This window comes from Flavobacterium buctense (assembly GCF_014486695.1).
GTDB classification, from domain to species: domain Bacteria; phylum Bacteroidota; class Bacteroidia; order Flavobacteriales; family Flavobacteriaceae; genus Flavobacterium; species Flavobacterium buctense.
In genome coordinates, this window is the sequence record NZ_JACTAB010000002.1 from 145984 (window position 1) to 158184 (window position 12201).

At 35.9% G+C, this 12201-nt stretch carries 9 protein-coding genes; 8 read left to right on the plus strand and 1 reads right to left on the minus strand.

The genetic code is table 11. The features are described 5' to 3' along the window. Positions 1 to 102 precede the first annotated feature (102 nt). The 7 genes from topA (at position 103) to ICG50_RS04710 (ending at position 9813) form a co-directional block, all read left to right on the plus strand. Positions 103 to 2619, plus strand: coding sequence for a type I DNA topoisomerase (gene topA / locus ICG50_RS04680; protein ID WP_187659761.1), 2517 nt, complete (start codon positions 103 to 105; stop codon positions 2617 to 2619). A gap of 3 nt (positions 2620 to 2622) precedes the next feature. After that, entirely contained in the window at positions 2623 to 3774 is a 1152-nt protein-coding gene (locus ICG50_RS04685; RefSeq protein ID WP_187659762.1) for a formimidoylglutamase, read from the plus strand. A 270-nt stretch (positions 3775 to 4044) separates the two neighbouring features. Next, complete coding sequence (gene porK, locus ICG50_RS04690) at positions 4045 to 5463, plus strand: T9SS ring complex lipoprotein PorK/GldK (RefSeq protein WP_187659763.1); 1419 nt, start codon at positions 4045 to 4047, stop codon at positions 5461 to 5463. A 53-nt stretch (positions 5464 to 5516) separates the two neighbouring features. Further along, positions 5517 to 6149 (plus strand): type IX secretion system motor protein PorL/GldL, encoded by a 633-nt coding sequence (gene porL / locus ICG50_RS04695; RefSeq protein WP_187659764.1) that lies wholly within the window; start codon positions 5517 to 5519, stop codon positions 6147 to 6149. 51 nt (positions 6150 to 6200) lie between these two features. After that, positions 6201 to 7742 carry a type IX secretion system motor protein PorM/GldM gene (gene porM / locus ICG50_RS04700; protein WP_187659765.1) on the plus strand — a complete coding sequence of 514 codons (1542 nt, stop codon included), beginning with the start codon at positions 6201 to 6203 and terminating at the stop codon, positions 7740 to 7742. Between the two features lie 46 nt (positions 7743 to 7788). Beyond that, positions 7789 to 8703, plus strand: coding sequence for a type IX secretion system ring subunit PorN/GldN (porN, locus tag ICG50_RS04705; protein WP_187659766.1), 915 nt, complete (start codon positions 7789 to 7791; stop codon positions 8701 to 8703). Positions 8704 to 8769: 66 nt separating this feature from the next. Then, positions 8770 to 9813, plus strand: coding sequence for an NAD(P)/FAD-dependent oxidoreductase (locus tag ICG50_RS04710; RefSeq protein ID WP_187659767.1), 1044 nt, complete (start codon positions 8770 to 8772; stop codon positions 9811 to 9813). Here the strand turns inward: ICG50_RS04710 and ICG50_RS04715 are convergent. After that, positions 9803 to 10186 (minus strand): DUF983 domain-containing protein, encoded by a 384-nt coding sequence (locus ICG50_RS04715; RefSeq protein ID WP_187659768.1) that lies wholly within the window; start codon positions 10184 to 10186, stop codon positions 9803 to 9805. The two genes, ICG50_RS04710 and ICG50_RS04715, sit on opposite strands and share 11 nt — an antisense overlap. Before the next feature lie 101 nt (positions 10187 to 10287). Between ICG50_RS04715 and ICG50_RS04720 the strand changes: the two genes are divergently transcribed. After that, positions 10288 to 12198, plus strand: a complete 1911-nt coding sequence (locus tag ICG50_RS04720) for an ABC-F family ATP-binding cassette domain-containing protein (RefSeq protein ID WP_187659769.1) — start codon at positions 10288 to 10290, stop codon at positions 12196 to 12198. The last annotated feature ends 3 nt before the right edge of the window (positions 12199 to 12201 follow it).

The window sequence follows — 12201 nt, forward strand, 5'->3', positions numbered from 1 at the left end:
CATGGCTTTTCTAGCGGTTATTATTCATTTCGTCGGAAAAAAATGCAATAAAACGGTTTTTTAAAAAAAACAATTACTTTTGTCCGCACAAACAAATGGGATATGGCAAAGAATTTAGTTATCGTGGAGTCGCCGGCAAAGGCAAAAACAATCGAAAAATTTCTGGGTAGTGATTATCAGGTAGAGTCCAGTTATGGGCATATTGCCGACTTACCTTCCAAAGAAATCGGAGTAGATGTCTTGAATGGTTTCAAACCCAAATACGAAGTCTCCTCCGATAAAAAAGCTTTGGTCACCAAATTAAAAGGACTTGCCAAGAACGCTGAAATGGTGTGGTTGGCTTCCGATGAGGACCGCGAAGGAGAAGCCATTTCATGGCACTTGGCGGAAGAATTAAAATTAGACAAAAACAAAACCAAAAGAATTGTTTTCCACGAAATCACCAAAACCGCGATTCAAAAAGCGATTGAAAATCCACGCGGAATCGATTATAATTTAGTGAATGCCCAACAAGCCCGTAGGGTTTTAGACCGATTAGTAGGTTACGAATTGTCACCTGTTTTATGGAAAAAAGTTAAAGGAGGTCTGTCTGCCGGTCGTGTACAATCAGTTTCAGTTAGATTAATTGTAGAACGCGAAAGAGAAATACAAGAGTTTAAAGCCGTAGCGTCTTATTCTGTTACAGCCGAGTTTACCAACGAAGCCGGAAAAGTCGTGAAAGCCAAATTGCCGAAAAACTTCGCCACCAAAAATGAGGCAGAAGTCTTTTTGCAAAAAAATATCGGCTCCACTTATAAAGTAGCCGATTTAGAAACCAAACCCACCAAAAAATCACCGGCTGCACCTTTTACGACATCCACGTTGCAACAGGAAGCTGCTCGTAAATTATATTTACCCGTAGGAATCACAATGCAAATCGCGCAACGTTTATACGAAGCCGGATTAATCACTTATATGAGAACGGATAGTGTGAACCTTTCGCAAGAAGCACAAGCCGCTGCTCAAGCAGAAATCACCAGTTACTACGGAGCGGAATTCAGCAAACCGAGAAATTTCAATACCAAATCAAAAGGCGCACAAGAAGCCCACGAAGCGATTCGCCCAACGGATATGTCGCGTCACACGGTGAATGTAGAAAGAGACCAAGCCCGTTTATACGAATTGATTTGGAAAAGAACTTTGGCTTCCCAAATGAGCGATGCGGAATTGGAGAGAACCAACGTAAAAATTGAAGCCAATAACCATTCAGAAGTTTTTCAAGCTACCGGAGAAGTAATCAAGTTTGAAGGTTTCTTGAAAGTTTACTTAGAAGGAAGCGATGACGATGATGAAGAACAAGAAGGCATGTTGCCGGCGTTGAAAGTCAATGAAAAATTGGACAACAACAACATCACCGCAACCGAGAGATACACACGTCCTGCGTCAAGATATACCGAAGCTTCTTTAGTAAAAAAATTAGAAGAATTAGGCATCGGTCGTCCATCAACTTATGCGCCAACGATTTCTACCATTATCAATAGAAACTATGTTGAAAAAGGAAACTTGGAAGGCGTAGAAAGAAAATATGTTCAGCTGACCTTGAAAGACAGCAAAGTGGACGAAAAGATTTTAAAAGAAAACACCGGTTCCGATAAAGGGAAATTGGTTCCAACAGATATCGGAACTATCGTTAACGACTTTTTGGTGAAGAACTTTGCTGCGATTTTAGATTATAATTTCACAGCGAAAGTAGAGCAAGATTTTGACGAAATCGCTGAAGGAAATATTGACTGGGCTAAAATGATGCAGGATTTCTACAATAAGTTCCATCCGAATGTAGTAGAAGTAGAAAAAAATGCCGACCGTGAAAGCGGCGAAAGAATATTGGGCACCGACCCAAAAACAGGCAAACCGGTTTCGGTTCGTTTAGGGAAATTTGGTCCGATGGCTCAAATTGGCGATGCCGAAGATGAAGAAAAACAGTTTGCGAGTTTGCGTCAGGAACAAAATATTGGTAACATTACTTTAGAAGAAGCGTTGAATTTATTCTTGTTGCCCAAAAATCTAGGAACATACAAAGGCGAAGAAGTAGAAGTGAGCAATGGTCGTTTCGGACCATATGTTCGTTTCGGAAAACAATTTATTTCCTTGCCCAGAGGCGAAGATCCTTTGGACGTAACTATGGTTCGTGCACAGGAATTAATTGATGATAAAGCCAAAGCCGATGCACCAATCGCTGTTTATAAAGATATGGATGTTCAAAAAGGGGTAGGTCGTTTTGGGCCATTCTTAAAATGGAACGGTATCTTTATTAATGTGAATAAAAAGTACAACTTCGAAAATTTATCACAATCTGATGTGGCCGAATTGATTGAGGAGAAATTGCAAAAAGACATCGATAAAGTAATCCACAATTGGAAAGAAGAGGGAATTTTGGTTGAAAAGGCCCGTTGGGGAAAATCGGTGATTACCAAGGGTAAAATCAAAATCGAATTGAACAAAGATATTGATGCTTCTAAATTGACTTTGGAACAAGTGCAAGAAATGATTGCTAAGAAAACACCTGAGAAAAAAACTGTCGCTAAAAAACCGACGGCTAAAAAAACCGCTGCCAAAAAAACCACTGCTAAAAAGAAATAATCTATGGAATTCGATTTTCTGTCACCGGTTGATTCTGAGATAATACAGTATTTAAAAACATTGTCTTCTCAACACTTGGGAAGTAAAGTTGCGTTTCATTCGGAGAAAGATTTTCCGGACACCGATAAAGTAAAGATTGCTATAATTGGCGTTTTAGAAAATCGAGGCGATTTAAAAGCTTTTGAAGAAGTTAATTTAAATGCCATTCGAAAAGAATTATACAGTTTGTTTCCAGGAAATTGGCAAAGTTCTATAGCCGATTTAGGGGATATCCTTCCGGGAAATTCCTTAGAAGATACTTTTTTTGCTTTACAGAAAGTTGGTGCCAAATTAATTCGAAAAGGAATAATTCCTATCATTATTGGAGGTTCCCAGGATTTGACTTATCCGTTATACAGAGCTTACGATAGTTTAGAGCAAATGGTCAATTTGGTTTCTATTGACAGCAAGTTTGATATTGGTAAACAAGAAGAAGGAATTACATCGAATTCTTATATGTCTAAGATTATACTAGACGAACCTAATAACCTTTTTAACTTCAGTAACATTGGTTATCAGACCTATTATAATTCACAAGAAGAGATTGATTTAATAGAGAAATTATATTTTGATGCCTACAGATTGGGAGAGATTTCTAACAATATAGCTTTGTCTGAACCGGTATTCAGAGATGCCGATATCGTTTGCGTAGATTTAAATTCTGTAAAGTCCTCAGATTCAGGAAATTTAATTAACTTTACTCCGAATGGATTTGATGGAAAGGAAATTTGTAGTCTTTCAAGATATTCCGGTATAAGTGACAAGGTTAGTTCTTTCGGAATTTTTAATCACAATAATAGTAAAGAGGAATCGGTTCTTATTGCTCAAATGATTTGGTACTTTATTGAAGGAGTTAATTATCGCTCCAATGAGTATCCATTTGGCACCAAAGACAATTATTTAAAATATATTGTGCCTTTAGAGAATGAAGAATTAGTTTTTTATAAAAGCAATAAAACCGATCGTTGGTGGATAGAAATAAACTTTTTTGCAGGCCAACACAATAAATTAAAAAAACACACGTTATTACCTTGTTCGCATGATGAGTACTTGGCAGCTTGTAATCACGAAATACCTGAAAGATGGTGGAAAGCACAAAGAAAAAACAGTATATAATAGATAAATAAATAAAAAATAAAGCATAAATCATTAAATATTATAAATATTAACTTACAAAAATAGGGTGTAAATGCATTTTAACAGTCAAAAAGTGTATTTTGTCGATAAAAAGTTTTTTTAATAACTTTAAAAATTCTATTTTTGGAATGTGAATTTATATATAAGAGGCAAGCATAATAAAATTTAGTATTATTTAATTGCTTTTTTGAAAAATAATAAATAGGTTTACGCCCTTAAAAATAAAACATTCAAATAACCCCAATTTATATGAAGAAGGTCATTGTATTCGCATCAGTTTTAGCTTTATTAACGAGCTGTGGACGATCAAGCGACAAAGGTGAGTTAGTAGGAGTTAAAGGAAAAAAATGGCATCCAGAGAAGCCGTTTGGTATGACTTTGATTCCGGGTGGAGCATACATTATGGGTAAATCCGATGACGATTTAGCTAATGTACAAGACGCCCCAACTAAAACGGTAACTGTTAGAGCATTTTATATGGACGAAACAGAAATCACGAACAGCGAATACCGTCAGTTTGTGGAATGGGTTAAGGATTCTACTATTAGAGTTCGTTTAGCCATTCTTGCAGATGAAGTAGGACAAACTTCAGGTTCAGGCGGCAAAGGGAAAGGTAAAAATGCCGGAAGTATCGGTGATTTTGCTTTTAATGATGCAGATCCGGCAAAAATGACTCCTTATGATAAATACATGTATGAGAATTATTACAGTGTTGGGACTGATGATGATCCTTATGCAGGTAGAAGATTAAACAGAAAAGTGAAATTGATAAAAGACACTAGTAAATATCCGGATGAATACTATTCAGAAGTTATGGATACTATGTATTTACCGGTTGCAGAATCTTTTAATGGTTTAAGAACTATAGATGTAAAAAAATTAAAATTCAGATATTCTTGGATGGATATTCAAGCGGCAGCAAAAGCAAAAGTCGGAAAAAGAAGTTCATTCATTAGAACGGAACAACAAGAGGTTTATCCTGATACAACAGTTTGGATAAAAGATTTTGAATACTCTTATAACGAACCAATGCACAATGATTATTTTTGGCACCAAGCTTATGGAGAATATCCAGTAGTTGGGGTTTCTTGGAAACAAGCTAAAGCGTTTTGTGCTTGGAGAACGCTAAACAAAAACTCTTACATTAAATCTAAAAAGAAAAAGAAAAGAACAGATTTAATTAATGCTTTCAGATTACCAACTGAAGCCGAATGGGAGTATGCAGCAAGAGGTGGTTTAGAATCTGCAACTTATCCTTGGGGTGGTCCTTATGCTAAAAATGATAGAGGTTGTTTCTTAGCTAACTTTAAACCTAACAGAGGTGATTATGCAGCCGACCAAGCCTTATATACTGTTGAAGCAAAATCATACGAACCAAATGGATACAATTTATATAACATGTCAGGGAACGTTGCAGAATGGACTGATTCATCATATGATGCTGCGGCTTATGAATATGTTTCTTCAATGAATCCAACGGTACAAGATAACAAAAACATGCGTAAAGTGGTTCGCGGAGGATCTTGGAAAGACGTTGCTTATTTCTTGCAGGTTGGAACCAGAGATTTTGAATATGCTGATACAGCAAGAAGCTACATCGGTTTCAGAACAGTACAAGATTATATGGGAACTCAAGTAACCAAAAACGGGAAAGCACCTAAAAAGTAATTTCAAAACCAACTTAATTATATTTAACTTAACTAACTAAAATTTTTATTATTATGGCATTATTAAGCAAAAAAGCAATGAATTTCGCTTACGGTATGGGAGCAGCAGTTGTAATCATCGGAGCACTATTCAAAATTCAACACTGGACCGGAGCAAGTTTAATGCTTATTATTGGTCTTTCAGTTGAGGCATTAATCTTCGGTTTGTCAGCTTTTGACCCGGTAGATAAAGAATTAGATTGGTCATTAGTATATCCTGAATTAGCAGGCGGAGAAGCAAAAGAAAGAGGAAAAAAAGAAGATCCAAAAGATGCTCAAGGTTTGTTATCTCAAAAATTAGACAATATGTTGAAAGAAGCTAAAATTGACGGACAGTTAATGGAAAGCTTAGGAAATAGTATCAAAAATTTTGAGGGTGCTGCTAAAGCAATTTCTCCAACAGTTGATTCTGTAGCTTCTACAAAAAAATATGCGGAAGAAATGACTAAAGCTGCTACTCAATTAGAGACTTTGAATGGTTTGTACCAAGTGCAACTACAAAGTGCTGAAAGAAACGCAAAAATCAACGACGAAGTCGCTGAAAACAACCTTAAATTAAAAGATCAAATGCAATCTTTAACATCTAACTTGTCTACATTGAACAATGTTTACGGTGGAATGTTATCTGCTATGAGTAACAAAGGATAATTAGTTTTTGAACTATATTTTTATTAACAAAACAATAACTAATTAGAAAAAATGGCAGGAGGAAAACTAACCCCTAGACAGAAGATGATTAACCTAATGTACTTGGTTTTCATCGCGATGTTGGCATTAAACATGTCGAAAGAAGTATTGACGGCTTTTGGATTGATGAATGAAAAATTTGAAGGCGTAAATAAATTCTCAGAAGAATACAATACTAGCTTATTAGGAACTTTAGAGCAAAAAGCTGAAGACGATCCAACTCGTTTCAAAGATCCATTAGACAAAGCTAACCAAGTTAAAGCAATCTCTAAAAAACTTTATGATTATTTAGGCACAATCAAAAGTGATGTAACTAAAGAGTTTGAAAGAGAAGAAAATGGTAAATTGCCTTATGAGGCAATGGACAAGGGAAGTTTCATTGATGAGAATTGGTTTGAAGGAGATAAATATTCTGCTAAAGGAAATGAAATTATTTCTAACATTGAAAAATACAAAAAAGAGATAACTGCTGTTTTTGGAAACGATGTTAAGTATCAAATCATTGTCAACAAAATTAATGAGAAATTTAATTTAGGTAATGTAAAAGATGGAGATGGTGTTTCTAAGAAATATTTATCTTATCACTTTGAAGGTTTTCCTGCGATTGCATCTATTGCTAAGTTGACTAGTATGCAAAATGATGTTCAAGCTACTGAGCAAGACATTTACAATGCATTAATTGGAAACACTATTGCACAAGCAGCATCTTTGAAAAACTTCCAAGCTATGGTAGTATTGGAGAAGAATGTATTCTTTGAAGGAGAAACCGTAAAAGGTAAAGTAGTTTTAGGTAAATATGACGCTAACACTGTTCCAACGAGTTTTTCTGGACCGGGTAAAATTGAAAATGGTCAAGCTATCATTTCGATGACAGCTGGTGGAGTTGGAGAAAAAACCATAAACGGTACATTCTCATTTATGGAAGACGGGAAACCAGTGCCATTAAAGTTCGAAGGAAAATATGTAGTTGTTCCACGTCCGAAAACAGCAAATATTTCAGCTGATAAAATGAATGTTGTCTACAGAGGTTTAGATAACCCAATGACTATATCATTTGCCGGTATTGGAGATAATTATGTTAATGCATCAGCTACTGGTTTGTCAAAAGCAGGAGGAAATGGTAAATATAATTTGAAACCAGGTTCTGGTACTGAAGTAGTAGTTTCTGTTACAGCTAAAATGCCTGATGGAACCTCTGCATCGGATAAAAAAGTATTCAGAATTAAAAACATTCCAGCACCTGCAGGAGCAATCGGTGGTGTAACTGGTGTTCAAAAGGGAGCTAAATCTCGTTTGGAAGTTTCAACTGTTAGTGCTGAACTTCAAGATTTCGTGTATGATTTGAAATATGAGGTAACTCGTTTCAGCTTTAAAGTTCCTGGTCAAGCCGCTATTATTGTTAGTGGAAGTAAAGTGAATGCTCAATGTAAAGCTGCATTAGCAAGAGCTAGTAAAGGTGATCAGATATCTATTTTTGATATTAAAACAAGAATTATTGGAGCTTCAGGAATTGTTCCTAAAGATGCAGCACCTGTAATTTACGAAATACAATAATTTAAGTTGATAGAAACCTACTTAAATAACTTATATTATAAATATTATGAAAATTAAAAATCTTTTATCAGTAGTTTTTGCAGTTGCAATAAGTGCTTCAACTTTTGCTCAGTCAAACTTGTTGAATTCCAAAACTCCGGATGAAATTGGAAAGAAAACACCTGCTCAGTTAATTTCTGACAATGATAAGCCATTACCATATGGATATGTTCACGACAGAGACGTATTGATGGGTAAAACCATTTGGGAGTTTGTAGATGTAGATGAAAGAATTAATTTTCCTTTATATTATCCAATTGATACTGCCTTTGTTGGTAAAGAGAGAAGATCTTTATTTGACGTTCTGGTAAAAAATATCAAGAATGGTAAAATCACTGAAGTTTATGTAGATGATTATTTCAATGCTAAGAAGACTTTCAAAGATATGGAGACTTCATTTACCTACATTGATACTACTGACGCTGGTAAAGATGAGATTAATAATTATTACGATGATTATATGTCAGGTAAAAGAGTACTTGATCCTCAATTTATCAATAAAAAAGAATTGGATGCCAGTTATATTTCAGGATACAAGATTAAAGGGTATTGGTATTTTGACAAACGTCAAGGTGAATTAAAGTACAGATTGTTGGCTCTTTGTCCGGTAACACCAGAAGCTAGAGATGCCGGTAATGACAATGCAGACGTTATTGATTTATTCTGGGTGTATTTCCCTGCTGTTAGAGATATTTTGCATGACGCGAAAGCTTTTAATGACAAGAACTCCGCAATGCCGATTACTTTTGACCACTTGTTGAATTCCCGCAGATTTAGTGGCGAAATTTACAAAGAAGAAAATGTATACGGTGACAGAGAAATCCAACAGTACATGAAAGACAATTCTCAAATGCAACTTTTGGAATCAGAGCGTATCAAAGAAAAGATTCGTAGTTTCGAATCTGATATGTGGAATTACTAAGAAAAGTTTCTAATTACAATATAAAAACTCTCATCTTTACGGTGAGAGTTTTTTTAGTTTATCATTATGCTTGATTATATTATTGTTGGTTCAGGTTTAGCCGGAATTGCTTTTGCAGAAACCCTTTTGCAAAACGAAAAGACCTTTGTAGTTTATGATAACCACTCGCAAAACTCTTCTAAAATTGCTGGTGGTTTGTATAATCCGGTTATATTGAAAAGATTTAGTCAAGTTTGGAATGCCAACAAGCAACTCGAATTAGCTGAAGTTTTTTATCAAAGAATTGAGGCCAAGCTTAACACCCAAGTCGATTTTAAATTGCCTATTTACCGTAAGTTTTTTTCAACTGAAGAGCAAAACAATTGGTTCGCCGCTTCGGATAAACCTGCTTTGGCGCCATTTCTTTCTACTGAAATTGTACATAAGCAATACGCTGGCATTGATGCTCCTTTTGGTTATGGCGAAGTATTGCAAACGGGTTATGTGGATACTGAAGTCTTATTAAATCAGTATCATACTTATTTGAAGAATCTTGATTTATTAGTTGAAAGTGCTTTTGATTATAATGAATTAGAAGTTTTTAACGACCATCTTCAATATCAAAACTTAAAAGCGAAACAGATTGTCTTTGCAGAAGGCTTCGGGATGCATGCTAATCCTTTTTTTAAACATTTGCCGCTTGATGGAACTAAAGGGGAATTATTCATCATTAAAGCTCCTGATTTGGATTTAGATGTAATTATGAATACCAGTGTATTTATTTTGCCGTTGGGGAATGACCTTTATAAAGTGGGTGCGACTTATAATTGGGAAGACAAAACGGCTACCCCAACCGCTGAAGGCAAACAAGAACTCATTGACCGAATTAAAGAAATTTTGACTTGTGATTTTGAAATTATTGAGCATTTTGCCGGAGTGCGCCCAACGGTGAAAGACAGAAGGCCGCTTTTGGGAACACATCATTTGCATACAAATCTGCATATTTTGAATGGTCTTGGCACACGAGGCGTAATGCTGGCACCTGCAATGGCGTTGGATTTATATGATTATATTGAAAACGGAAAGCCTTTGGATAAGACGGCTGATATCAAAAGGTATGCTATTTCTTAACCGCATTCTTGTCGTAATGTACAAAAATATTGATGTAGATATTTCTGGCTAATCTTGCAGTTATGGGCATTAAAGCAATCAGCGCTACTATAATGGCTATAAAGGAAGCAACCAGGTCTAAGCCGATGAAAACTTTCGCAATAATAAAAGCTGCCACTCCAATGGCTACGGTTAAGGCGTAACTGACATACATAGCGCCATAAAAAAACGAGGGTTCAATTTGATAATGGAGTCCGCAATGGCTGCAATTTTCATGCATGTGGTATATGTTTTTTAAATTGTACGGATTTGAATCAACATACATACTTTCTTCTTGACATTTCGGACAACTTCCTGTTAAAATGCTATTTAGTTTGGATCCTTTTTTTAACATTTGCAAAAATTTTAATTTTATTAGTTTTAGCTCTTGGGCTTCGGGTTTACAAAGGTACTTTATAGCAATCTTTTTACCTGTAACTTTTGTAACAAATCATTATGTTAAACATACACAATTTATCGGTTTCTTTTGGGGGTACTTATCTTTTTGAAGAGGTAACTTTTCGTTTAGGTTCTGGAGATAGAGTAGGATTAGTGGGAAAAAACGGCGCCGGAAAATCGACCATGCTCAAAATTTTAGCTGGTGATTTCAAACCCGATAGCGGTCAAATTGCAACGGAGAAAGAAGTGAAAATGGGTTTTCTTCGTCAGGATATCGATTTTGAACAAGGAAGAACTGTATTGGAAGAAGCTTATGAAGCTTTTGTGGATATTAAAGTGGTGGAAAAAAAGTTAGAAAAGATCAACCATCTTTTGGTGACCAGAACCGATTATGAAAGTGCAGAATATGCCCAAATCATTGAAGATTTATCCGATTACACGCATCGTTTTGAATTGCTTGGCGGTTATAATTATGTAGGCGATACCGAGAAAATACTTTTAGGTTTAGGGTTTAAAAGAGAAGATTTTGAAAATCAAACCGATACTTTTTCGGGCGGATGGCGTATGCGTATTGAGTTGGCTAAATTGTTATTGCAATCCAACGACATTCTTTTACTGGATGAGCCGACGAATCACTTGGATATCGAAAGTATCATTTGGTTGGAAGGTTTCTTGAGAAATTTTCCGGGCGTAGTGGTGATTGTATCGCACGATAAAATGTTTTTGGACAATGTAACCAATAGAACGATTGAGATTTCTTTGGGGAAAGCTTATGATTTCAACAAACCCTATTCTCAATATTTAGTGTTGCGTGAAGAAATTCGCGAAAAGCAATTGGCTACCCAAAAGAACCAAGCCAAGAAAATAGAAGAAACCGAAAAGTTAATCGAAAAGTTTCGTGCCAAAGCCTCTAAAGCTTCGATGGCGCAATCGTTGATTAAAAAATTGGATAAGGTTGAACGCATTGAAGTGGATGAAGATGACAATTCGGTGATGAATATTTCGTTTCCGGTTTCGATGACACCGGGAAGAGTGGTGATTGAAGCCGAACATGTAACGAAAGCTTATGGCGATAAAGTAATTTTAAAAGACATTTCGCTTTTGGTTGAAAGAGGCAGTAAGATTGCTTTCGTTGGGCAAAATGGTCAAGGAAAATCGACTTTCATCAAAGCCATTGTCAATGAATTCAAATACGAAGGCTCAATAAAGATGGGTCATAATGTGCAAGTAGGTTATTTTGCCCAAAACCAAGCCGAATATTTAGACGGAGAAATTACGCTGTTAGAAACTATGACCAATGCCGCAACTGATACCAATCGTTCGAAAGTGCGCGATATGTTGGGTTCATTCCTTTTCCGTGGAGATGATGTAGAGAAAAAAGTCAAAGTACTTTCGGGAGGCGAAAGAAACCGTTTGGCGTTGTGCAAACTATTGCTTCAGCCGATTAACGTTTTGCTGATGGATGAGCCAACGAATCACTTGGATATTAAATCGAAAAATGTATTGAAAGCCGCATTGCAGAAATATGAAGGCACTTTACTTTTAGTTTCCCACGACAGGGATTTTTTGCAAGGCATGTCGAATTTGGTTTACGAATTCAAAGACCAAAAAATTAAAGAATATTTAGGCGATATCAACTATTTCCTAGAACAACGAAACGCTGCGAATATGCGTGAGATTGAGAAAAAGGATGTGGTTGTTAACACCAATTTGAATAAAGAAAACAAAAGTTTATCCTACGACGACCAAAAGAAAAGCAAATCGTTGCAAAACCGCTTGAGCAAAATAGAAAGCCAAATTAAACAATTGGAAATCGATATTCAAAACGATGACAAGGAATTGGCTTCTAATTATGACAAACACATTGAAAATGCTAATTTCTTCACAGCTTACAACAAAAAGAAAGCCGAATTAGATAGACTGCTCGAAGATTGGGAAGTGGTTCAAGGCGAGATTGATAATCTTTAAATC